The 22657-nt window shown below is 69.6% G+C and carries 18 protein-coding genes; 8 read left to right on the forward strand and 10 right to left on the reverse strand.

The window, feature by feature from the left end:
• Positions 1-8: 8 nt before the first annotated feature.
• The 5 genes from ACFY29_RS32725 (at position 9) to ACFY29_RS32745 (ending at position 4781) form a co-directional block, all read left to right on the forward strand.
• A complete protein-coding gene (locus ACFY29_RS32725; RefSeq protein ID WP_328417680.1) occupies positions 9-956 on the forward strand; it encodes a sugar ABC transporter permease in 948 nt (315 codons plus the stop codon).
• Positions 953-1768, forward strand: a complete 816-nt coding sequence (locus ACFY29_RS32730) for a carbohydrate ABC transporter permease (RefSeq protein WP_355602890.1) — start codon at positions 953-955, stop codon at positions 1766-1768. The genes ACFY29_RS32725 and ACFY29_RS32730 overlap by 4 nt, the downstream gene beginning before the upstream one ends.
• 7 nt (positions 1769-1775) lie before the next feature.
• Entirely contained in the window at positions 1776-2924 is a 1149-nt protein-coding gene (gene dgoD / locus ACFY29_RS32735; protein ID WP_386992298.1) for a galactonate dehydratase, read from the forward strand.
• A 74-nt stretch (positions 2925-2998) separates the two neighbouring features.
• Positions 2999-4228, forward strand: coding sequence for a D-mannonate dehydratase ManD (manD, locus tag ACFY29_RS32740; RefSeq protein ID WP_386992300.1), 1230 nt, complete (start codon positions 2999-3001; stop codon positions 4226-4228).
• On the forward strand, positions 4218-4781 hold the full coding sequence (locus ACFY29_RS32745; protein ID WP_386992302.1) for a gluconokinase: 564 nt from the start codon (positions 4218-4220) through the stop codon (positions 4779-4781). The genes manD and ACFY29_RS32745 overlap by 11 nt, the downstream gene beginning before the upstream one ends.
• Before the next feature lie 37 nt (positions 4782-4818).
• On the opposite strand, the gene ACFY29_RS32750 is transcribed toward ACFY29_RS32745, so the two are convergent.
• The 3 genes from ACFY29_RS32750 to ACFY29_RS32760 all read right to left on the reverse strand — a co-directional run bounded on the left by ACFY29_RS32750 (position 4819) and on the right by ACFY29_RS32760 (position 6605).
• Complete coding sequence (locus ACFY29_RS32750; protein WP_328417690.1) at positions 4819-5286, reverse strand: MarR family winged helix-turn-helix transcriptional regulator; 468 nt, start codon at positions 5284-5286, stop codon at positions 4819-4821.
• A gap of 126 nt (positions 5287-5412) precedes the next feature.
• Complete coding sequence (locus tag ACFY29_RS32755) at positions 5413-5535, reverse strand: ribosomal protein bL36 (protein ID WP_328417692.1); 123 nt, start codon at positions 5533-5535, stop codon at positions 5413-5415.
• 164 nt (positions 5536-5699) lie between these two features.
• Positions 5700-6605: a LysR family transcriptional regulator gene (locus ACFY29_RS32760; protein ID WP_328417694.1), complete on the reverse strand. Its 906-nt coding sequence runs from the start codon at positions 6603-6605 to the stop codon at positions 5700-5702.
• Positions 6606-6851: 246 nt separating this feature from the next.
• Between ACFY29_RS32760 and ACFY29_RS32765 the strand changes: the two genes are divergently transcribed.
• Entirely contained in the window at positions 6852-7787 is a 936-nt protein-coding gene (locus ACFY29_RS32765; RefSeq protein WP_386992305.1) for an SDR family NAD(P)-dependent oxidoreductase, read from the forward strand.
• Between the two features lie 93 nt (positions 7788-7880).
• Here ACFY29_RS32765 and ACFY29_RS32770 read toward each other — a convergent pair whose 3' ends face one another.
• Both ACFY29_RS32770 and ACFY29_RS32775 read right to left on the reverse strand, forming a co-directional pair.
• Positions 7881-10751 (reverse strand): glycosyl hydrolase, encoded by a 2871-nt coding sequence (locus tag ACFY29_RS32770; protein ID WP_386992307.1) that lies wholly within the window; start codon positions 10749-10751, stop codon positions 7881-7883.
• A gap of 362 nt (positions 10752-11113) precedes the next feature.
• Entirely contained in the window at positions 11114-12139 is a 1026-nt protein-coding gene (locus ACFY29_RS32775) for an intradiol ring-cleavage dioxygenase (RefSeq protein WP_386992309.1), read from the reverse strand.
• A 225-nt stretch (positions 12140-12364) separates the two neighbouring features.
• On the opposite strand from ACFY29_RS32775, the gene ACFY29_RS32780 reads away from it, so the two are divergent.
• Positions 12365-13783, forward strand: a complete 1419-nt coding sequence (locus tag ACFY29_RS32780; protein ID WP_386992312.1) for a WGR domain-containing protein — start codon at positions 12365-12367, stop codon at positions 13781-13783.
• 23 nt (positions 13784-13806) lie between these two features.
• On the opposite strand, the gene ACFY29_RS32785 is transcribed toward ACFY29_RS32780, so the two are convergent.
• The 5 genes from ACFY29_RS32785 to ACFY29_RS32805 all read right to left on the reverse strand — a co-directional run bounded on the left by ACFY29_RS32785 (position 13807) and on the right by ACFY29_RS32805 (position 20010).
• A complete protein-coding gene (locus ACFY29_RS32785) occupies positions 13807-15237 on the reverse strand; it encodes an FAD-dependent oxidoreductase (RefSeq protein WP_386992314.1) in 1431 nt (476 codons plus the stop codon).
• A gap of 130 nt (positions 15238-15367) precedes the next feature.
• The gene (locus ACFY29_RS32790; RefSeq protein WP_386992316.1) at positions 15368-16162 is read right to left on the reverse strand and encodes a S1 family peptidase; all 795 of its coding nucleotides are present in this window, start codon (positions 16160-16162) and stop codon (positions 15368-15370) included.
• 136 nt (positions 16163-16298) lie between these two features.
• Complete coding sequence (locus ACFY29_RS32795) at positions 16299-17039, reverse strand: GNAT family N-acetyltransferase (protein ID WP_386992318.1); 741 nt, start codon at positions 17037-17039, stop codon at positions 16299-16301.
• A 171-nt stretch (positions 17040-17210) separates the two neighbouring features.
• Positions 17211-18752 carry an LPXTG cell wall anchor domain-containing protein gene (locus tag ACFY29_RS32800; protein WP_386992320.1) on the reverse strand — a complete coding sequence of 514 codons (1542 nt, stop codon included), beginning with the start codon at positions 18750-18752 and terminating at the stop codon, positions 17211-17213.
• A gap of 241 nt (positions 18753-18993) precedes the next feature.
• Complete coding sequence (locus ACFY29_RS32805; RefSeq protein WP_386992322.1) at positions 18994-20010, reverse strand: LacI family DNA-binding transcriptional regulator; 1017 nt, start codon at positions 20008-20010, stop codon at positions 18994-18996.
• A 240-nt stretch (positions 20011-20250) separates the two neighbouring features.
• On the opposite strand from ACFY29_RS32805, the gene ACFY29_RS32810 reads away from it, so the two are divergent.
• On the forward strand, positions 20251-22605 hold the full coding sequence (locus ACFY29_RS32810) for an AbfB domain-containing protein (RefSeq protein ID WP_386992324.1): 2355 nt from the start codon (positions 20251-20253) through the stop codon (positions 22603-22605).
• Positions 22606-22657: the final 52 nt, after the last annotated feature.

Here is a 22657-nt window from a genome sequence, read left to right on the forward strand (position 1 = left end):
GAGATCTCATGGCAGCAGTGACCACTCCCACCAGACCGCCCCGCCGCGCCACCGAGACGCCGGACACTCCGGCGTGGGCACGCTGGGCCAACGACCACCGCAAGTGGCTCTTCGCGGCGCCGGCCATGGCCTTCGTCGCCGCACTGATCATCTTCCCGCTGGCCTGGACCGGCTATCTCAGCCTCACCGACGCCGAGGGCTCGGTCCGGGCGGAGTCCGAGTTCGTGGGCTTCCAGAACTACGTCGAGGTGCTCTCGGACACCGACCGGTTCTGGCCCGCCGTCGGTCGGACCGCCGGGTTCACCGTCGTGGCGTTGCTGTTCGAGGTGGTCCTCGGCATGGCGGTCGCCTTGCTGCTGTGGCGACCGTTCCGGGGCCAGAAATGGGTCCGGGTCGCCATCCTGATGCCGTTGGTCGCCACCCCGGTCGCGGTCGGCATGATGTGGCGGCTCATCTTCGACCCGAACATCGGTCTGGCGAACCAGGCCCTCGGCTGGATCGGCATCGGACCCCAGCCATGGTTGGCCGGCCAGCACTCGGCGCTGCCCACGACGATCTTCATCGACGTCTGGCAGTGGACCCCGATGGTGGTGCTGATCCTCCTCGCCGGCCTGACCTCGCTCTCCGACGAGCCCCAGGAGGCGGCGCGCATCGACGGCGCCAGCGCCTGGCAGCGGTTCCGGCACGTCACCCTGCCGCTGGTGATGCCGACCGTGGTCGTCGCGATCCTGCTGCGCGGCATCGACGCGCTGAAGACCTTCGACATCCTCTACGCCACGAAGGGTCGCGGCGGCGGCTCATTCCACGAGGTCGAGACGCTCAACGTGTACGCCTACGGCCTGAGCTTCGACTACAACGAGTACGGCATCTCATCGACAGTCCTCATCATCTTCTTCCTGATCATCATCGGGTCGATGTGGGCCCTGACGTCCCGTAGGAAGGAGTCGCAGCGATGAGGTCCAGCCCCGCCTACCGGGTGTTCCGCGTCGTGGCGCTCACCGTCGTGGTGATCGCGCTGCTCGCACCGCTGCTCTGGATGGTCGCCGCGTCGTTCAAGACGAACGTCGACATCTACGACACGGGCAAGGCGATCGCCTTCTCGCCCACCCTGGACAACTACGCCAACGTCCTGGAGCAGGCCAACTACGTCCAGTTCATCGGCAACAGCCTCTGGGTGGCCTTCGCGGCGACCGCGCTCTCCCTCGTCCTCGGCATACCCGCGGCCTACTCCATGAGCCGCTTCAACATGAAGAAGTCGGCGCTCGTGGTGCTGATGGCGCGGGTCATCCCCGGCGTCTCCCTGCTGGTCCCCTGGTACTACGTCTTCTCCAACCTGAAGATGGTCGGCGGGTTCAGCGTGCTCGTCCTCAGCCACATGTTCGTGTCGCTGCCGCTGGTGGTCTACATCATGATGGGCTACTTCGACAGCCTGCCCCACGAACTCGAGGAGGCGGCGCTCGTGGACGGGCTGACCCACATCGGCGCGTTCCGCCGGATCACACTGCCGCTGTCGATACCGGGCGTGGCCACCGCCGGCATCCTGTCGTTCATCTTCTCCTGGAACAACTTCATGTTCGCCCTCGTGCTCTCCGGCGCCGACACCAAGACCCTGCCCGTCGCGATCTTCGACTTCGTCGGCTACGCCAGCATCGACTGGGGCGGCCTGATGGCGGCGGCCAGCGTCGTCACCCTGCCGATCATGGTGATCGCCCTGTTCGTGCAGAAGTACGTCGTCTCCGGCCTCACCGCCGGCGCGACGAAGGGCTGAGGACATCGTGACGACAATCGCGCGGGTCGAAACCTTCCTGGTCGCCCCCCGCTGGCTCTTCGTCCGCGTCGAGACCGAATCCGGGATCGTCGGCTGGGGCGAGGCGACCTGCGAGGGCCGATCCGAAACCGTCCGGACCGCCGTCAAGCAGCTCAGCGAGCTCCTGATCGGGCGGGACGCGCTGCGGATCGAGGACCACTGGCAGACCATGACGAAGGGCTCCTTCTACCGGGGCGGCCCGATCCTGGCCAGCGCTGTGTCCGGCCTGGACCAGGCGCTGTGGGACATCGCCGGCAAGCGGTACGGAGCGCCGGTGCACCAACTGCTCGGCGGCCCGGTCCGGGACCGGATCCGGGTCTACGGCTGGGTCGGCGGCGATGAGCCCAACGAGGTCCGCGACCACATCGCCGCGCAGGTGGAGGCCGGGCTGACCGCGGTCAAGATGAACGCCTCCGGGCGGATGAGCCCGATCGCGTCGGTCGCCGAGCTGGACGGGGTGGTCCAGCGGGTCGCCGCCGCCCGGGAGGTGCTGGGCAACGAGCGTGACGTCGCCGTCGACTTCCACGGCCGGTTCACCCTCGCCAACGCCCGCCGCGTCGCCCCGCTGCTCGAGCCGTACCGGCCGCTCTTCCTCGAAGAGCCGGTCGTACCGGAGAACTCCCACCTCATCGGCGACTTCGTGCGGTCCACGACCACGCCCGTCTCGACCGGAGAGCGGCTCTACAGCCGGCAGGAGTTCCTGCCCGTCTTCCAGGCCGGCATCGCGGTCGCCCAGCCGGACCTCTCGCACGCCGGCGGGATCTCCGAGGTACGCCGAATCGCCGCACTCGCCGAGGTCTACGACGTGCAGCTCGCCCCGCACTGCCCGCTCGGGCCGATCGCCCTCGCGGCGTGCCTGCAGATCGGCTTCGCCACGCCCAACTACCTGATCCAGGAACAGAGCATCGGCATCCACTACAACCTTGGCGCCGAAGTGCTCGACTACGTCCTGGACACCACGCCGCTGACCTTCGTCGACGGGCACATCGAGCGACTCACCGCCCCCGGGCTCGGCATCGAGATCGACGAGCAGGCGGTACGGGCAGCGGACAAGCGCGGGCACGCCTGGCGCAGCCCCACCTTCCGGCACCCCGACGGCTCCTACGCGGAATGGTGAGCCTGCTCGACGGCCACGGGACCGCAGGCACCATCCGCTAACCCCGCCCAGGCGGCACCTGAGAAAGGCACCACGTGAAGATCGTCGCAGCGGACGTCATCGTCTCCAGCCCTGACCGCAACTTCGTCACCCTGAAGATCACCACAGATGACGGGCTCACCGGCCTGGGCGACGGCACCCTCAACGGGCGCGAACTGTCGGTCGCCTCGTACCTGCGCGATCACGTCGTCCCGCTGTTGATCGGGCGCGATCCGCACCGCATCGAGGACACCTGGCAGTTCTTGTACCGCTCGGCGTACTGGCGGCGCGGGCCGGTGACGATGGCGGCGATCGCGGCCGTGGACGTCGCGCTCTGGGACATCAAGGCCAAGGCCGCCGGCATGCCGCTCTACCAGTTGCTGGGGGGCGCGTCGCGGACCGGCATCATGGCGTACGGCCATGCCTCGGGTCGCGACATCCCGGAGCTGTTCGACTCGATCCGCAACCATCTCGACCTCGGCTTCCGTTCCATCCGGGTCCAGACCTCCGTCCCGGGCATCAACGCCGTCTACGGGGTGGCCGCGCAGCCCAGCGCCGACGGCAAGCGGTACGACTACGAACCAGCGCAGCGCACCCCGCTGCCGGCCGAGGAGGACTGGGACACCCGCGCCTACATGCGCCATCTGCCCAGCGTCTTCGAGGCGGTACGCAACGAGTTCGGGCCCGAGCTTCCGCTGCTGCACGACGGTCACCACCGGATGACGCCGATCCAGGCCGCCCGGCTCGGCAAGGATCTCGAACCGTACGACCTGTTCTGGCTTGAGGACTGCACTCCGGCGGAGAACCAGGAGGCGCTGCGGCTGGTACGCCAGCACACCACCACGCCGCTGGCGATCGGCGAGGTCTTCAACACCGTGTGGGACTACCAGACGCTCATCCGGGAACAGTTGATCGACTATGTCCGGTCCGCCGTGACCCACACCGGGGGCATCACTGCCATGCGCCGGCTGCTGGACTTCGCGGCGCAGTACCAGATCAAGTCCGGTATCCACGGCCCGACCGACATCTCACCCGTCGGCATGGCTGCCGCCCTGCACCTCGACCTGGCCATCCACAACTTCGGCATCCAGGAGTACATGCGGCACGGAGCCCTGACCAACGAGGTCTTCCGGCAGTCCTTCACGTTCGCCGACGGCTACCTCCATCCGGGTGAGCAGCCGGGGCTGGGCGTCGAGCTCGACGAGAAGGCCGCCGACCGGTTCCCGTACGTGCCGGCCTACCTCCCGTTCAACCGCCTGAAGGACGGGACCGTCCATGACTGGTGAGCACCGTGCCACTCCCCCTCGCCACGACCCGCCCCGACATGTCGTCGTGATGGGCGTGTCCGGGGCGGGAAAGACGACCGTGGCCAGGGGAATCAGCGACCTGACCGGCCTGACCTTCGCCGAGGCCGACGAGTTCCACTCCGAGGCCAACGTGGCGAGAATGCGCTCGGGCGTACCTCTCGACGACGACGCCCGCTGGCCCTGGCTCCGCGCCCTCGCCGACTGGATGGCCAGCCGGGACGCCGAAGGCGTGTCGACGGTGCTGGCCTGCTCGGCGTTGAAGCGGTCCTACCGGGAGGTGCTCCGGGAAGGACCACCGACCGTGGACTTCCTCCACCTGGACGGGACGGCGGAGATCATCCGGGAGCGGATGTCCCAGCGCGCCGGGCACTACATGCCGGCAAGCCTCCTGGACTCCCAGCTGGCCATCCTGGAACGGTTCGGGTCGGGCGAGCCGGGTCTGGTGCTCGACCTCGCGCTGCCCCCGGCCGCGCTCGTGTCGACCGCAGTCGACCGTCTCGGTCTACTTCGCCGCGACGTGCTCGCCACATAGCGCGACGAACAGCACGGCTCGGGGGCTGTCCAGGCGCTCAGGTCACGGGGCCGTCCGTGTTTCGGATCATCTGCCGGAGCACCTTCAGGGCCGTCACGTAGTCGGTGTCCTCGATGCCCTGGTGGATGCGATCGCGGATCGCCGGAGCGTGCTTCTTGAGGTCGGCACGAGCCTCGTCGCCGTCCTCGGTGATCCACAACCGTCCCTGGTCATCACGGGTGAGCCAAGCCCGCTCCAGCAGAACCTCTGCCTCGGCCTCCAGATCGTCCTCGGGCCTGAGGTAACTGCTCATCGCGAGCTTCAGCTCGGTGATGGTCATGCCGTGGCCGTCCGGCGAGATGTCGTTCTTCGACAGGTTGCGCAGCAGCCAGAACTGGGGCTGGGTGAAGCCGAACTCGGCCTGCCGGGCCCGGGTGAAGGCGATGAGGGCCTCATAGGCCACGCCGGTCCAGTACGCGGCAGGCTGAGCCGCCAGCTCGGCATCGGAAAGGTGCTGCGTCGCCATGCGGAGCCTCCGTTGAAAGATCGCTTGTGGAGCGAATCTAGAACCTCGACTTTGGTTGAGGTCAAGGAGGCACGCAAAGCTGACGGCTGATGGCACGCCGGCCAGCGGTGGTGGGTGAGTCGGCTCTCAGCCCTGTCGGGCCTTCTGGCGCCGGTCGTTCTTGTTGATGACGAAAGTCCTGCCCCGGCGGCGTACCACGATCGAGTTCATCTTGTTCTTCAACCCGCGCAGAGAGTTCCTGACCTTCATCGCAACCACCCTCTCCTGGTCATACCCGCTCCCGCAGGACGATCCGGCACAGCCGTGCCGTCCACCGTCGCGGCGGCGCTCGCCGCTGACTCGGCGTTGTGCTGCAAAGGTCGCTCCCCGTTCGCGTACCCGACGGGGCGTCGCTCATGCCACGGCACTCCGTGTCAGCCGGTCTGGGTCAGGTCGGTCGTTGCCGCGAGTTCGGTGACCACGTCCACGAGCCGGCGCAGGACGGGTGAGGTGTTGCCCGACAACCACACCATCTCGGTGTGCACGAAGGCGCCGGTCAGCGGAACGAACACCACGCCGGTGCGGCGAAGGCTGCGTGCCGAGCGGGCCAGGCGGGTGACTCCCAGCCCGGCGGCGACCAGGCCGAGGAGACTCTGCACGCTGGCTTCCTCCTGGACGACGTTCGGTACGAAGCCCGCTTCCCGGAACTGATCGTCGAAGGTGCGGTGCCAGGGTTCCCAGGAGCTGTGCGGGGTCATCACCCACGGTTCGTCCGCGAGGTCGGAGAGCTTCAGTTCGGTCCGCTCGGCGAGCGGATGGCCCTCGGGTAGTACGGCGCACACCGGTTCGGTCGCCAGAGTCCTGGACTGCAGGCCGGGCACCAGCGGGGGTCGGGTGAAGGCGAGGTCATAGTGTCCGCCGAGGACACCCTGTACCAGGGGCGCGATGCCGGTGGACTCCGTCGTCAGGCGAAGGTCGGGGAGTTGGTGGCGCACGGCCCGGACCACCGGCGGCAGGAGGTGGTTGGCGACGGTGGTCAGGAAGGCCAGGCTGAGGTTTCCCACCTCGCCCCTGCGGGCCCGTCCCACGACGGCGACGGCCTCCTCGGCGCGGTCCGTCACGGCGCGGGCCTCGGGGACGAACAGGGCGCCGATGTCGGTCAGGGTGGTGCCGCGGGTGCCGCGGTCGAACAGCTTCACCCCGAGGGCGCGTTCCAGGGCGGTGATCTGCTGGGACAGCGACTGCTGGGCGATCATCAGGCGGGCGGCGGCCCGCGTGAAGCTCAGTTCCTCTGCGAGGACCAGGAAATACCGCAGTTGCCGCAGCTCAGGGGTGGTCACAGGATCAGACTGTAGCCACGCCAGGAAGCGTGTGTTGGACGCTTCGCGGGCCGCCGCGCAGGATCGTTCCGGGAGCCCGCACCGGCGTGCGGACACGGCCCGGGCCGTGCGGACATGACCAGCCGGGCGGCAGGACAGGCCGGAATCGCCGGCCGCGGCGAGCGCCGGAACCGGACACACGTGCAGTTGCCGACCCGGTTCGCACCGCCGGACACGCAACGACAAGATCTCGAAGGAAGCCCATTCATGAGTGCAGACCGCGTCACCACACCCTTCAACGCCCGATCCACCGCCAGTGACGTCGTGGCCGGTGTCGACCTCACCGGGCAACGCGCCATCGTCACCGGCGCCTCATCGGGCATCGGCGTCGAGACCGCCCGGGCGCTCGCCGCCGCGGGCGCCGAGGTGACCCTGGCGGTACGGAACGGGGAGGCCGGCGAGCGGACAGCGAAGGACATCCACGCCACCACGGGCCAGCTGGTCCGGGTCGTCCCTCTGGACCTCTCCGACCAGGGGTCCGTCGCCGCCTTCGTCACCGCCTGGAAAGACCCCCTGCACATTCTGGTCAACAATGCCGGGGTGTCGGCGACCCCGGAGATGCGGACGCCGGAGGGCTGGGAGCTGCAGTTCGCCACCAACCACCTCGGCCACTTCGCGCTCACCACCGGGCTGCACCGGGCGCTCGCAGCGGCCGGCCGGGCCCGCGTGGTGTCGCTCAGCTCCATCGCACACGTGCAGGCGCCGATCGTCTTCGAGGACATCAACTTCCACGAACGCCCCTATGACCGCCTCCTCGCCTACGGCGAGTCCAAGACGGCCACCGCGCTGTTCGCGGTCGAGGCGAACAGGCGCTGGGCCGGCGACGGCATCACCGTCAACGCGGCCAACCCCGGCGCGGTCACCACCAACCTGGGGCGCCACCTCACCGAGGAGGACTACGCGCAGCTTCCGGAGTACGACTTCAAGAACCCGGAGCAGGGGGCGGCCACCTCGGTGCTGCTCGCAGCCTGGCCGCAGCTGGAGGGCATCGGCGGCCGGTACTTCGAGGACTGCAACCAGGCCGCGCGCCACACCGCCGAGACACCGCTGAGTGGCGTCGCCGACCATGCGATCGACCCCGCGGCGGCGGAGCGACTGTGGCAGGTCTCGGTCGACCTGCTCGCCGACGCACCGCGGGGCTGACCGCACCGATCCCCACCACATCCGGGTGGCCCATCCCGTCGCACCACGCCGCCGCCGGCCGTGTCTCGACCGGCGGCGGCGTGGGCGGGTGGATCAGGAGTACGGAAGGCGCAGCACCGACTGGTTGCCGATGCCCAGGGTGCTCGGGTTGTTGCCGATCGCCGACCAGACCTCGACCCGGACCGTGCCGTTGCTCAGCGCGCCCAACGTGCCGGTGGCCGAGGCCAGACCGGCGTTCTGGGTGTAGTGCTCGTAGCCGGGAACCGGGTCGGTGGCGAAGTAACGCGAGGTCTCCACCCTCTCCCAGCTGCCGTTGCCGGTCAGGTCGTAGGAGACCCGCACCTGCACGCCGTTACCGACCGCCGAGCCGGCGTCCAGGATCAGGTCGAACGCGGTCTGCCCTCCGGAGTAGGCGAGGTTGAGGCCGGTCGCGGTGAAGACCTGCGGGTTCGTCGGCGTACCGTCGTGGTTTCCGTTGGCCGCCGCGACCGTGGTGGTGGCGGCGCCGCCAGCGGCGCCCAGCCCGCCGCCCGGCAGCAGGTACCGCGTCGGAGTGCCCGGCGTCGTTGGCGGGGTGGTCGGCGGTGGGGTGGTGGGCGGTGGGGTGGTCGGGGGTACGCCGCCCGCGGCGCTGCCGCCACTCCAGGTGTACGCACCGGTGGTGGCCGTCCGCCCGGCCGCTACGGCCAGCGTGGTGCCGTTGGAGAACGTCACCGTGATCGGCGTGGCGGTCGGGTTCGACGCCACGTAGGTGCGCGCCCCGTTGCGCGAGAAGACCGCTGACAGCGGGTGGTTGGCGGTCACCGTCGTGTCGACGGTGCCCAGCGCCGCGAGGTTGCGGATCCAGTGGAAGGTGTGTGCGCGGCTCTCCCCCTCCTCGACGGCGTAGCCGGGGTTCGCACGGAGGTTCGCCAGCGCCGTGTCGCCGTCACCGAGGGCCTGGAACTGCCAGAGGATGTCCTGCCACACCGTCGGCTGGCCGCCGTTGTTGCGGACCAGTTCGGCGTAGTTCGTCCGCACGTACGCCGGGTTGTTGCCCAGGTAGAGGTGTCCGCCGGTGACCGGCAGCAGGTTGATGCCCTGGATCATCTCCGGTTCGGCACTGAACCATGTGGCGTACGCGCCACCGTCGCCCCAGACCATGCCGACCGTCGAGTGCCCGAAGGCGGCGGGGAAGTTCTGGTCGCTGACGTCGAACCAGTACTCCTGGATGGCCGCGGCCTGTGTGGTGTAGAGGAAGATGCCGGCGTCACGGACGGCGGTGTCGCCGGTTGCCTGCCCCCACTGGATCAGGGCGTTGGCGAAGTTCATCCCCTCCGACGAGGACTCCTGGTTGTTGCCGGAGCCGAACGAGCCGTGCCCGGACGCCCAGTCGTGGCCGGCGTAGATGTCGAAGTCGCGCAGGTAGGGGAAGCGGGTGTCGTCGCGGCGGTAGTTGTTGGCGTCCCGGATCAGCAGGTCCACCATGCCGCCGTACCGGCTGGTGGCGGCCCATGCCGGGTCGAACTTGGCCAGCGTCGCGGCGGCCGCGATGAAGTAGCCGTAGTGGAAGTGGTGGTCGTTGAGTTCCTGGTCGGAGCCGTACGACGCCGGGTAGCCGATCAGCGTGCCCCAGTTGGCGTCGTAGTAGAAGACCTTCGCGGCCTTGCCGCTGGAGGCGGTGAACCAGTCGGTGAGCGTGGTGCGGATCGCGTTCAGCGCGCTGTCCCGCGTCGCGGTGTCATTGACCAGGTCGGCCACCTCGGCCAGTCGGGCCGCCCGGCCGAGCCCCTTGCCCGTCCAGTACGTGTCGCCACCGCGCTGGTCCATCGGGTTCGCGCGGGCGGCGGCCAGGTGGCTGTTGAGCGTCGCCAGGTCGGCGCCACTGCCGTCGCCGACGGCCGGCAGTTCCGGCAGGACGCCCTGGAACTTCATCGAGGTGCGGAACTGGTTGACGCCGGTGAGCACCTTCATGCGGCCACGCGCCGACGAGTACGTCGGAGTGATCGGGGTCGAGCCGGCCAGCGACTTCCACTGGTGCGGGTAGAGGCTGACCACGGTCTGCGTGGCGCTCCCCTCCCGGGCGGTCGTGGTGAACGCGTACGTGGTCGTCAGCCCGCTGGTCGCCTGGTCGTAGGCGTACGAGACGGTGGTGCCGGTGACGTGGGCGTGCGCGTACCGGCCGTAGGTCGTCGCCAGGTCGGCGCGCTCCGTGGCGTTCGCCGTGGGCGGCAGGAGGGCGACGGAGAAGTAGCCCCGACCGGCCAGGGTGGAGGAGATTCGGCCGGCGCCGACAGTCCAGCTGGCGCCGCTGGGGGCGTACCCGACGTAGTCGTGGCCGTTGACCCGGAAGCCGATGGTGGCGCCGCGGTTGGACCAGACGTCGGCGGTGCCGGCCGTACTGATCACCGCGTCCCCACCGCTGGTCTGGAAGTACGCGAAGGGCAGGCCGTGGCCGATGGTGGCGCGCATGGTCCGCGCTCCGTCGCTCCAGTGCGGGCTGACCGTCCAGTCGGTCCAGCCGTCGACCTTGACCACGGGCGCGCCGAGCCCGGCCACGCCGACCCGGATGTCCTGGACGTACGGGTAGTGGTACTCCCCGACGCCGGTCGAGGTGCCGCTGATGGCGGGAGTGGAGTTGGCGGAGAAGCCGAGGCCGTCGGTGAAGGTGTCGTACGAGAGCGGGTGGGCGTGCAGGGGCTCGCTGAAGGCGCAGTCGGTGCGCTTCCAGAGCAGCGAGGACCACCAGTCGTTGGTGGGTATCGCACCGGCTGGCGCGTTGGCGGTGGCGAACTGTCGGGGGTTGCTGGACATCGGGCCGCAGCCGGTGGGGAGCGGGCCGACCGGGGTGGTGGTGTAGCTGCCGGCGCCGACGGGGGCAGCCTCCGCGGGGCGGGTGACGGCGACCGCGAGGCCACTGACGGCCAGGACCAGAGCGGTGGTGGCGGCCAGGGCCCATCGGCGGTGTGGGACGGGAGGTTTCATGGTGCCTCCATCGCGCGCCGACACGCCGGCTTACCGGCCTCGACGCGTTTCGTCGTAATTGAGGAGAAGGTTAGGTGAGAGAGCGCTCTCTCGATCGGCACGGTAATCGAGCACCGAGACCCTCGTCAATGTTTCCAAGGGGTTCCGCGCTGATGTCGGCGATTCGAACACCCGACGAGCGGAGACGTGACCGTGGGCAAGCCGTTCACGGCAGCACGCCCCACGACGACGCTGGCGGCGGTGCTGCCAGCACCGCCGCCGCCTCAGATCGCCGCATCGCGGGCCGCCCACCCGGACCGCACTCTCACCTCGTGATCACCGTGATCTGCCGCCGCGCGAACGCGGTGCTGGGCGCGAGGATGTCAGCTTGTGCCGCTCGGGCGCGACTGTCCCGTCGGAGGGGGCCCACCGGGTCCGCCGGGTCCACCGGACATGTCGGGGCGCGGGGGCGCGCCGGACGGGGCGCCGCCACCGGGCATACCGCCGCCGGGGGCACCGCCGCCGGTCGGGGTCGTGGCCGTGTCGACCCGGACGGCGAGGGACACGGCGTAGCCGTGGCTGACATCACCGGTCACGGTGCCGAGCTGGAGCGCGCCGCCGTCGTCGCCGAAGACGTTGTCGTTCTGCAGGGAGACCTGCGACATGTTCCTGACTGACACCTCGTAACCCTTTTCGGCGTAGACCTTGTCGCAGACGTCCTTCGGAAGGGCGACCTGGGAGGTGGCTATCGCCTTCGTGGAGTCGCTGATGCTGGCCTGGTCGGGGTAGACCTCGAAATGGATGTGCGGCCAGCGACCGGTGTAACAGGCCGGGAAGATGCTGGTGAACCGCACCTTCCCTTGCGCGTCGGCGATCTGCACGCCGCGGAGGTAGTTCTGGTCGGTGACGCCCTCGGAATACAGTGAGTAGCGGCCTTCCCGATCACACTGCCAGACGTAGACGGCCGTTCCGGCGAAGGCTCCACCGCCTTTCGCCAGGTCCTGGATGGTCAACTCAAGCGTCATGGGGACACCCTCGGCGGTGCCGCTGGCCCCACCGAAGCTCGACCGGATGTCGCTGCGGACGACGCCGCTCTGCTCCAGAACGTCCGGGCCGTTCGAGCCGTCGCCCGGGTAGGGGCCAGCGGTCTCGTCGGGAATCTCACCGGTCGTGGCGCTCGCGCCCGCGGACGAGGACGTCGATGGTGACGGGCTGCCGCCCGACCCGTTCCCGCATGCCGCCAGGCCGAGAGTGGTCACGCCCAGGCCGACCGCCCGCAGCAACTGCCGGCGGCCCATCAGGGTTCCGATGTCGAAGCCGAGACCCTGGTCGACGACATCCTCCTCGGGCCGCTCCAGCGGGCGGCCCTCGTACATCGGCCCTGGCTGGCGCTGCTGGTCATGCTGCATCAGATACCTCCGGTCGCGGCTCACGGCGTCTCCGCGAGTTCGACGATGGCCGCGGTTCCGGGGAGCCAGCTATGCCGAGGCTAGGAAACTGCTGTGAGGCCGAACCCCGGCCGGTACTCGCCGCCGTCACCGGCAACTGATCTTGTCGGGGGTGACGGTTAGTGTGTGGGCACTGTCGCCGCGCCGGCCACGTCGGGCCGGTCGCTGACCCCCTCGGAGGCCCCCATGTCCCAGGAGACGACCTACCTCGAACTGTCCGAAGTGGACGGTGCGCACAAGTTCTACGAGGTCGTTGTCGACGACGCCATGCTGACCGTGCGTTACGGCCGGATCGGCGACCAGGGGCAGATCAAGGCAAGCGCCTATCCGGACAACGCCCGGGCCCGGGCGGCCGCGGCGAAGAAGATCGGGGAGAAGGTCCGCAAGGGGTACGCCCCGGCGGTCCCCGGCGTCCGGCAGAGGCGGAGCGTCTCCCGCCGGCAGATCGTCAGCACCCGCTCCACCGCCCACACCGCCCCGGTGCTCTGGCGCTACGACTCCGGCGCCCCCGCCTTCGGCATCTTCGTCGACGATCAGCACTGCATGGTGGGCAACGAGCACGGGGTGATCACCACCCTCGGCCACGACGCCCAGGTCCGCAGCCAGGTCCGCCTCCCCGACGGGGTGAAGTGCATCGTCGCCGACGACGCCTGGATCTACGCCGGCTGCGACGACGGCAACGTCTACGACCTCTCCGGCAAGGTGCCCCGGGTGGCGTACGCGATCGCTCCCGAGATCGACATCTACTGGCTGGACATCCACGACGGCGTGCTGGGCGTCTCGGACGCCGACGGCGGGATCGCCGCCATCGACCACGAGGACGAGTTCCTCTGGCGCCGGCCCGGGCGGGGTCGCTCCGCCTGGATGGTGCGCTGCGACGCCGACGCGCTCTACCACGGCCACTCGCAGGGCGTGACCGGCTACGACTGGCGTACCGGCCGCGAGCTGTGGCACACCACGACCGGCTCCGTGCTCTTCGGGTGGCAGGAGCCCGGCAGCGTGTTCGCCGGGACGGGCACCCGTGAGGTGGTGCGGCTGGCCAAGGACGGTCGGGTCGAGCGCAGCTACCGGTGCGACGCCCCGGTCTTCTCCTGCGCCACCGCGGAGGGCGGCCGGTACGTCTTCGCCGGCGACAGCCAGTCCTCGATCTACTGCTTCGACGCGGCGGGCACCCGACTGTGGAAGCTCGGCACCGGCTGCGGCTCGGCGTACTCCATGCAGTACCGCGACGATCGGCTCTACGTCGTCACCACCGGCGGTCATCTGGCCTGCATCGACGCCAGCGAGCCGGCGATCCGGGCGGCCCAGGTCGGCGACGTGCCGGAGGTGCTGGACGTCAAGGCGCCCCGCCAGGCGCCGCGGACCGTGGAGCCGATGGTGGTCGAGGTGACCAGCGACGCCGGTACGGGCGTGGTGGTGCAGTGCCTGGACGATCACGGGCGACTGCGGGTCCAGGTGGTTTCCGACGGCTACCGGCGCGACTGGTCGGTGCAGTTCCCCAAGGGCATCCGCGAGCCGGGCGCCCGCTACCTGGTGACCGAGATCCGCGAGTCCGGCCGCGGCGGGTTCTACCGCGCGTACGGCGACATCCGCCGGCTGCGCTGAGCGAGGCGTCCAGGTTCAGGCGGTCAGTGGCTGTCGGGCGAGGCGGTGGCGGAACGGCTCCGGAACAGGCCGAGTCGGAGCGCCCGGAGCAGGGTGCCGGGCCGGCCCAGCGTCGCCGGGTGGTCGAGCATGGTGGTGACCCGGCTCAGCCGGGCGTTGAGCACCGGATCGGTCAGCGAGGTCCGGAAGAGCAGATCACCGAACCACTTCGTGACCTTGTAGCCGGGCGGGTACGGTCCGTCGACGTGCGGAAGCTCGATGTCGGCGGAGGTGGAGACCTGCCACGCGGCATCGACGATCACGCGGACCTGGTCGAAGTACGCCCGCGCCGGCTCGTCCAGCTCTGGGTTCGACCGCAGGTACGCCGACAGGCAGGAGGCGTGCAACGTCGCGGAGGTCATGCCCTGGCCGTACACCGGATTGAAGGAGGCGACCGCGTCGCCGGCGGCCACCAGGCCGGCGGGCATCCGGTCGAGCTTGTGGAAGTCCCGGCGTCGACTGTCTGCCTGGTGGTACGTGACCACCCCGCCGAGCATCTCGCCATGTTCGGCGATGTCGCCGAACATCCGGGGATAGTGCTCGCGGCAGCGGGCGGTGAAGTCGGCGACGTCGCGGCTGGGCCTGTCCTCGTCGTAGCCGGCCACCAACATGATCCAGCGGTTTCCCTCGACCGAGTTGATCCCGCCGATTCGCGCGGTACGGCCCTTGCCCGCCATGGTGTGGTAGACCACCACCCAGGTATCGCTGACCTTCTCGTCCTGCCTGTAGAGCGCGGTCGCGTAGTTCAGTTTGATCGGCATCCGCTGCATCGGCGGGCGAGGCCACCCGTTGTCCGCCAGCCAGTCGCTCAGCCGGCTGGACCGCCCCATCGCGTCGACCACCAGGTCCGCCGGTTCGACGACCGGCTCCTTGCCGCCCTCCGGCACGTAGGAGGCGCCGGTGACGCGCCGGTCGGCGAGGACCAGGCCGTCCGCCCGGCCGTACACCATCCGGATGTTCCCGACGGCGAGGGTCCGCCGCCGGATCAGCGCTTCCAGGAACGGTCGCGTCGTGATCAGCGCCGGCCCGGTGCCGGACGGCTCCGGCGGCAGCCCCAGTTCACCGTTCACGAAGATCTTCGCCGTGCCCACGTCGCCTGGCGGCGGCGGGGCGCCGAGCGCGAGCGCCTCGTCGACGACGCCCGGAAACCAGCGTTCCAACTGGATCTGACCGGAGGGCAGCAACGCGTGCACCTGGCTGCCCTGCGGCACACCGGGCCGGGGCTCACCATCCATATCGGAGGGATCCCGCTCGATGATCAGCACTTCCTCGGCGTGGTCGCTCAGAACCCGGGCCGCCATCAGCCCGGCGATGCTGCCGCCGAGTACCACCGCACGCCGCATGACCACTGTGGTCTGAGCGGGACTTTCAGCCGTTGCTATCTCCGCGAAGAGCCGGGACGGGGAGGGTGGCATGCGGTCGCTCCTCAGGTGGTCGGGAAACCTCACCCACGACCGTAACCACGATATCCACCACAGTCATTGCTCCGAGCACACGCGGGCGGCCCGGGCCGTCGCCGGCCGGGCCGCCCGATCGGTCGTACGATCAGCCGCCGAGGCTTGCTGCGGCCGAGGCGATGGTCGAGGCGAAGTAGCTCACCTGGGTGTAGACCCCGGGGTAGTTGGGTCGCGCGCAGCCGTTGCCCCAGCTGACGATGCCGACCTGGATCCAGGCGTTGTTGGCGTCGCGGCGGAACATCGGGCCGCCCGAGTCACCCTGGCAGGTGTCCACGCCACCGCTGGCGTAGCCGGCGCAGATTTCCTGTGCGGGGATGAGGTCGCCGCCGTAGTTGGAGTTGCAGACGGAGTCGCTGACGAACGGGACGGTCGCCTTGAGCAGGTACCGCTGCTGCGCTCCACCCTCGCGTGCGGCGCCCCAGCCGGCGACGGTGAAGGTGCCGGTGTCGTAGGCGGTCGTGTTGGCGATCTTCAGGGTGCTCAGCCCGGTGACGGGGGTGGCCAGCCGGATCAGCGCCCAGTCCCTGCCGCTGCCGTTGTAGCCGGGAGCCCGGTAGACGTAGTTCGACCGGACGGTGATCCGGCTGGGCGACTGGAGGTCGACCGTCCCGAGCGTCGCGGTGATGCTGGTGTTGGTGCCGGTGGCACCCACGCAGTGCGCCGCGGTGAGCACCAACCGCGCGCTGTACAGGGCCCCACCGCAGCCCATCGAGAGCCGCACCATGAACGGGAACTCGCCCTGGGCGGCGCGGGTGCCACCGACAACGTTCGGCGTGATGGGGCTGTCGGCCGCGGCCGCCGGCGCCGCGAGAGCCAGGCTGCCCGCGGTCACCGCGGCCAACACGGTGGCCAACAGGCCAGTGAGGGTACGCCAGCGAACCATGCATTCCTCCGCATCAGGAAGGCACGCCTCGTGAGCGCACCTGATTCAAGATTGCGGCCATCATATTGATATCAATGGATCAGGCAGGACATCCCCTCTGGGTCCTACTGCCGACGCTATGGATCGCGGTGGCGGGTCAGAGTTGGTGGCGGACCCACACGTTCGGTTCGACGTAGACGCCGTGGTCATGTTCCACGTCGCACCAGACCGGGACGAGCGCACCCGGCACGTGCACCTGGCCGGTGCGGTCGAACGGCAGACCGGTCCACCGCCGCCACTCCTGCAGCGTGCCCGGGATGGTCATCGACCGTGGCGCCACCGACTCGATCCTCCCGCCAGCGCGCACGTGCGTACGCAACCACGGATCCACCGGCAGGCCGTCGTCGCGGACACGGAAGGCGTACCGGTCCATCGGCTCGTCGGGAACCTCGTGCTTGCCGCTGGGGCGTACCGGGGCGACCAGGGTGTGGTAGCCAAGCCGGCGGGCGTTCTCGCGCATCGCGTCGAGCATCCGAGCGGACAGGCCTCGGCCGCGGGCCTCGGGGCGGACGCAGATCTCCAGCGCCGACACGGTGTTCGCCGACGTGCCGGCGAGGCGGTTGATCGTCGCCCGCTGCACGATCCGATCCCATCCGCCCGGCGGCAGCCGTTCCTCGGTCCAGGACAGCGGCACGCTGTAGGCACGCGCCACCGCCCGGTCCGGCTCAGCGGGGTCGACGGCGAGGAGAACGAACTCCGGGTACAGCCTGTCGGCCACCGCGTAGTACAGCGATGCCATCGGATCCCAGCTCATGAACTCCGGCCAGGCGTCGTCGAAGTCGTCGAGCAGCGGCGCCAGTTCGGGCCGCTGCGCGACCGTCACGATTTCAAGATCCATCCGCGGACCATAGCGGATCGGTCCGGCGGTAGCACCCGGGTTTCCGTCCGCCCCTTCCCTTTCGCCAGCTCACGCCCACGACCGCACGGCGGGACCACCCGGTCACCCGCACGCACGACGATGGCGCCCCGCCGACCAGGGTCGGCGGGGCACCGGTGGAGGCGCGGTCGATCAGGCGGCGAAACGGGTGTGCCGACGGCGGGACAGGAGGTAGCCGCCCACGCCAAGGGCGATCAGTAGGCCGCCGAGGCCGGCGATCAGCCCAGTGGAGGCACCGGTGATCGGCAGCGAACCGCCCCCGCCGCCGGCCGGATTGACCATGATCTTCGCGCTGTCGTTGGCGGGGTTCAGGTCCTTGAGCGGGCCGTCGCCGGAGTAGGTGTACAGCTTCACCGTGCCGGACTGGCTGCCGGGCCGGTCGATCCGCAGTCCGAACTCGAACGTCGCCCGCTCGCCGCGGGCGATCGTGTGGCCGGCCGTGCACTCGTAGTGCCGCGCGCCTGGCTTGCCCGGCAGCCATTCCTCCTCCGTCGGGTCGACGCAGGACTTCGACACGGTGACCGCGGTGACGCCTGCGGGAAGGGTCACCATGGTCGCGATGGCGAGCCCCTGCTGGCCGTCGGCTCCGGCGCGCGCGGGGCCGTTGTTGGTGTAGCCGACGGTCATCGGGACGGTGGCGCCGACCGCACCGGTGACGGTGGCGCCCACCGCGGCGGCGTCGGCGCGCTGGTCGCCGGCCACGGTCAGCGTCACCGTGGTGTCGTTGTTGACGGACTCAGTGTCGGTCTGCCCGAGCGAGCGGGCCTGTGCGCCGCTGACCGGCACCAGCTTCAGAGCCGGGTCGGTCCCCTTGGGGCCCAGCGGCCCTTCCGGCCGGTACTGGTTACGGAACTCCGCCCAGTCGGCGGGGGTGAACCAGAAGGCCCAGCTGAGGTGCCGGTTCGGCGCCCAACTGTCGGCAGGGATCGTTCCGCCGAACGTCGGGTCCACGCCAACCGCCTCACCGGGTGCCAGCGAATCGTCGAACGTGCAGGCAAAGCCGCTCATCTCGGTGACGCTGTCGCTGTACTCGCAGTTCTCGTACCGCTTGGACGGCGTGAACCCGTAGGAGCCGAACACGTACAGCACTGCCCCGTTGACGGTCTTGGTACCAGCGTTCGCCACCCTGAGCGGTACGGTGACCGACGAGCCGAGCGTGCCGTCGAGCGACAACTCGGACTCGGTGGCGAGGTCGACGCCCTCGCCGATGGCGACGGTGGAGCGGTAGGTTCCGGTGCCCACGCCGGGCACGGTGACGGTGAACAACAGTTCGCCTCGCTGACCCACCTCGGCACCCGCGCGAGCCGTCACACGCAGGCTGAGCAGGTCCGTGGAGTCCGGCTTGTCGTCGCCCGTGCAGGTGATGATGGCACCCTCCGTCGTGCAGGCGCGTTCACCTTCCTCCTCGACGTCGGCGAACGCGGCAACCGCACTGCGGTCCACCCGCACCGTGTAGGCGCTGGGACGCCGGCTGCCGACCGGGTTGAGCTCCACCCATTTCTGCGGGCCGTCCGGGGCGACGGTGACACTGTTGGCGTAGATCGCGACGTCAGCAGCAGGTGCCGCGGCAGCAGCAGGTGCCGCGGCAGCAGCGGGGATGCCCGTGGACGCGGTCAGGAGCGCGCCGACGACGGCCAACCCGGCAAGCCAGCGCCGGGCGGGATACGGATTCATAGCGGGGTTCCTCCGGTTATTGACGGTGGGCAGGCGGAGTTCGGCGCGGGATGAGCGCGCCAACCACCGGCCGTCCGGTTGAGCCCCCGCCGAGCAAGGTGACGGAGCACGGCGGGGTACGTCGAGCTGCGGAGCGAGGCCAGACTCTCACGGATGTCACTGAAATGGGGCACCTGACCTCGCTGAACACGCCGGAAGCTGCCGCTACGCTCCGCCGGCCTGATGGGGAAACGCCTGGTCGTCACGCGCCTGGTGTACCGGTGCTCTCCCGGCGGATCAGGCGGAACGGCGTCTGCACGGTCAGCGGTGCCGCGACCTGTGTGCCCTCGATCCGGGCGACCAGGCGGCGCACCGCGAGCCGGCCGATCTCCTCCTTGTCCGGCTCGATGGTGGTGAGGGTCGGGGTGCTGAACCGTCCCTCCTCGATGTCGTCGATGCCGATCACCGCGACGTCCTCCGGCACCCGGCAACCGGCCTCGGTCAAGGCCCGGAGCGCGCCGATGGCGATCAGGTCGTTGTAGCCGAAGACCGCGTCCGGGGGCTCACCGAGGGCGAGCAGGTCGCGCATGGCCCTCCTGCCGTCCAGCCGGCCGAACTCGTCGGTACGGGCGACCAGCCACGGGCGGAACGGCAGGCCGGCTGCCTCCAGGGCCTCCCGGTAGCCGCGCATGCGCAGGTGCGCCGACTGCCTGTCGCCACCCGGAGCAGCGCCGATGAACGCGATCCGGCGGCGTCCGATCGCCACCAGATGCTGGATGGCCGCGTGACTCGCGGCGACGTTGTCGATGGCGATGTGGTCGTGCGGTACGTCGTAGACGCCCTCGCCGATCAGCACGAGCGGGCTGTCGGCGGTCCGGGCCAGCACCTCTTCCCGACCGATCCGCACCGGACTGAAGATCAGGCCGTCGATGATGTGTCGCCGGGAGCCGTCGAGGAGCAGCAGCTCCGCGTCCCGGTCCGCGGCGGTGTTCTCCATAAGGAGTGTGTAGCCAAGCCCGGCGGCTTCCCGGATGGCGATCTCGGCGAGCTCGGCGAAGTAGGGATTGTTCAACTCCGGAATGGCCAGGGCGATCAGGCCGGTACGCCCCCGGCGGAGGTGCCGGGCGCTCAGGTTGGGGCTGTAACCGAGTTCGTCGATCGCCTGCTGCACCCGCTGCCGGGTCTGCTCCCCCACCGGTCGGTACCCGTTGACCACGTTGGAGACCGTGGCCAGCGAGACGCCGGCGCGCTCGGCGATGTCCTTCAGGCTGACGCCCATCCACCGACCCTTCCGGGTGCCACCGGCGGCTGGCAAGGATTGACGGGACGTCCGCCGTGCCTCTATAACGTTAAACAGGTGGTGATGGATGTCAATATGATTGCCGTTGCTTGCTGATGGAAATCCCACGGACATCTGTCGATGAGGCCCGCCCCCGGTCGAGTGACCACCCGATGCCCACCGCCAACGCGCTTCGGGCCCAGCTGCACCGCCCGCGGCGACTCGCCCCTCGGAGACGGCATGACACGTCACGTCCCAATCCGCCCCGCCCTGCCCCTGCTGCTCATCCTCGCGCTGATCGCCGGCGTCCTCGCCGCGCCGGCGCCGCCAGCCCACGCCGTACCGCCCAAAACGCCGCCGCTGACCACCCCGTGGACCAACCAGGCGTTGCTCGGCACGCCCCTGCCGGAGTACCCGCGACCGCAGATGACCCGGCCTGACTGGCTCAACCTCAACGGCGAGTGGCAGCTACGCCAGTCCGCCACCGACGACGCCCCGCAGTTCAACACCAACCTGCCCGAGCGGGTCAACGTGCCGTTCCCGGTGGAGAGCGCCCTCTCCGGCATTCAGCGGGCCGCCAACGACAACCGCAACTACCTGTTCTACCGACGCACCGTCACCATCCCGCCGAACTGGTCCGGCCGGCGGACGCTGCTGCACTTCGGGGCGGTCGACTGGCAGAGCACCGTCTGGGTCAACGGCGTCCGCGTCGGAGCGCACTCCGGTGGCTACGACGCCTTCACCTTCGACGTGACCCCGCAGCTCACCAGTGGAGCTAACGAGATCGTCGTCAAGGTGTGGGACCCCACCGACACCCGGCAGAACGGCAGCCTGCCCCCGATCGGCAAGCAGACCAAGCAACCCGGCGGGATCTTCTACACGCCCAGCTCCGGCATCTGGCAGACAGTGTGGATGGAGCCGGTGCCCACGGCCTCGATCAGCAGCGTGGACGTCTACCCGAACCTGAGCAACAACACCCTGCGGGTGCGGGTCTTCACCCGGGGCGACGTCAGCGGGCACAGCGTGCTCGCCGAGGCGTTGAACGGAAACACCGTGGTCGGTACCGCCACCGGCGGCTTCACCGACTTCAGCGTGCCGGTGCCCAACGTCCGCCGCTGGTCACCCGACGACCCGTTCCTCTACAACCTCCGGATCACCCTGCGCAACGCCGGCGGTGCCGCCGTCGACCGGACCACGCACTACTTCGGCATGCGCGAGATCACCACCGGCCTGGTGAACGGGGTGCTGCGTCCCAAACTCAACGGTCAGTTCGTGTTCCAGGTCGGCACCCTCGACCAGGGCTTCTGGCCGGACGGGCTGTACACCGCGCCGACCGACGCCGCGCTCGCCTTCGACCTGCAGAAGCACAAGGACCTCGGCTTCAACATGGTGCGCAAGCACATCAAGGTCGAACCGCAGCGCTGGTTCTACCACGCCGACCGGCTCGGCCTGCTGGTCTGGCAGGACATCCCGTCGATGACGGCGCAGGACATCAACCCCACCGACGCGCAGCAGGCACAGTTCGAGACCGAGGCACGCGAGATCGTCGACGAGCACCGCAGCTCCCCCGCCGTCATCGAATACACGCCGTACAACGAGGGCTGGGGTGAGCGGGCCCTGGCCGACACCCGTCGGGTCGCGCAGAACATCAAGAACCAGGACTCGACCCGCCTGGTCAACCCACACAGCGGCCACAACTGCTGCCAGTCCCTCGGCAACCCCGGTAACGGCGACATCGACGACTGGCACGTCTACCTCGGACCGGACTCCCCGGTACCGTCGAACAGCCGCGTCGCCGCGCTCGGCGAGTTCGGCGGCCTGGGCATCCACACCCCGGGCCACGAGTACAGCCCGAACGGCGAATTCTTCGCCTACGAGTGGCAGACCAGCTCGACCGCGCTCACGGACCGCTACGTGGGGCTGGTGCAGGGCACCCAGAACCTGATGCTCGGCAAGGGACTCAGTGCCTCGGTCTACACGGAGATCACCGACCTGGAGGGCGAGCTGAACGGCTTCCTCACCTATGACCGCCAGGTGATCAAGATGGATCCGGCCCGCGTCCGTGCCGCCAACACCGCACTGATCAACGCGTCGAAGACCATCGGCAGCTCGGCACCCGTCGCGCTCCCGGTCAACACCCGGCGGTCGTTGCAGGTGACGACGCCCGGCTACACCAACCGGTACCTGCGCCACCAGGACAGTCTGGCCTACACCGAGGTGGTCGACGCCGGCAGCCCGGACCTGCTCAAGAACGATGCCACCTACACCATCCGGCCCGGCCTGGCCGACACCAACTGCTACTCGTTCGAGTCGGTCAACTATCCGGGGCAGTACCTGCGCCATCAGGCGTCCCGGGTACGCAACTCGCCGAACGACGGCTCCGCGCTCACGCGCGCCGACGCCACCTGGTGCGCCCGGGTGGGCCTGAGCGGCACGGGGGTGTCGCTGGAGTCGTACAACTTCCGGGGCAGGTACCTGCGGCACTACAACTCGGAGGTCTGGCTCAGCAACGGCACCGGCGGCGACGCGTACAACACGCCGACGTTGTGGGCCGCGGACAGCACCTGGAACATCGCCGCTCCCTGGGCACCCTGACCAGTCAGCGGCCGACGGCAGGGTCGTCGTAGCCATCGGCTGACCGCGGGGG

Source organism: Micromonospora sp. NPDC000668, assembly GCF_042897975.1.
Lineage (GTDB): Bacteria > Actinomycetota > Actinomycetes > Mycobacteriales > Micromonosporaceae > Micromonospora.

What these genes read in the sequence shown, in the direction of transcription:
- ACFY29_RS32725 (WP_328417680.1), top strand. Translation starts at nt 9, where the DNA reads ATGGCAGCAGTGACCACTCCCACCAGACCGCCCCGCCGCGCCACCGAG.
- ACFY29_RS32730 (WP_355602890.1), top strand. Translation starts at nt 953, where the DNA reads ATGAGGTCCAGCCCCGCCTACCGGGTGTTCCGCGTCGTGGCGCTCACC.
- ACFY29_RS32745 (WP_386992302.1), top strand. Translation starts at nt 4,218, where the DNA reads ATGACTGGTGAGCACCGTGCCACTCCCCCTCGCCACGACCCGCCCCGA.
- ACFY29_RS32750 (WP_328417690.1), bottom strand. Translation starts at nt 5,286, where the DNA reads ATGGCGACGCAGCACCTTTCCGATGCCGAGCTGGCGGCTCAGCCTGCC.
- ACFY29_RS32755 (WP_328417692.1), bottom strand. Translation starts at nt 5,535, where the DNA reads ATGAAGGTCAGGAACTCTCTGCGCGGGTTGAAGAACAAGATGAACTCG.
- ACFY29_RS32765 (WP_386992305.1), top strand. Translation starts at nt 6,852, where the DNA reads ATGAGTGCAGACCGCGTCACCACACCCTTCAACGCCCGATCCACCGCC.
- ACFY29_RS32770 (WP_386992307.1), bottom strand. Translation starts at nt 10,751, where the DNA reads ATGAAACCTCCCGTCCCACACCGCCGATGGGCCCTGGCCGCCACCACC.
- ACFY29_RS32775 (WP_386992309.1), bottom strand. Translation starts at nt 12,139, where the DNA reads ATGCAGCATGACCAGCAGCGCCAGCCAGGGCCGATGTACGAGGGCCGC.
- ACFY29_RS32780 (WP_386992312.1), top strand. Translation starts at nt 12,365, where the DNA reads ATGTCCCAGGAGACGACCTACCTCGAACTGTCCGAAGTGGACGGTGCG.
- ACFY29_RS32785 (WP_386992314.1), bottom strand. Translation starts at nt 15,237, where the DNA reads ATGCCACCCTCCCCGTCCCGGCTCTTCGCGGAGATAGCAACGGCTGAA.
- ACFY29_RS32790 (WP_386992316.1), bottom strand. Translation starts at nt 16,162, where the DNA reads ATGGTTCGCTGGCGTACCCTCACTGGCCTGTTGGCCACCGTGTTGGCC.
- ACFY29_RS32795 (WP_386992318.1), bottom strand. Translation starts at nt 17,039, where the DNA reads ATGGATCTTGAAATCGTGACGGTCGCGCAGCGGCCCGAACTGGCGCCG.
- ACFY29_RS32800 (WP_386992320.1), bottom strand. Translation starts at nt 18,752, where the DNA reads ATGAATCCGTATCCCGCCCGGCGCTGGCTTGCCGGGTTGGCCGTCGTC.
- ACFY29_RS32805 (WP_386992322.1), bottom strand. Translation starts at nt 20,010, where the DNA reads ATGGGCGTCAGCCTGAAGGACATCGCCGAGCGCGCCGGCGTCTCGCTG.
- ACFY29_RS32810 (WP_386992324.1), top strand. Translation starts at nt 20,251, where the DNA reads ATGACACGTCACGTCCCAATCCGCCCCGCCCTGCCCCTGCTGCTCATC.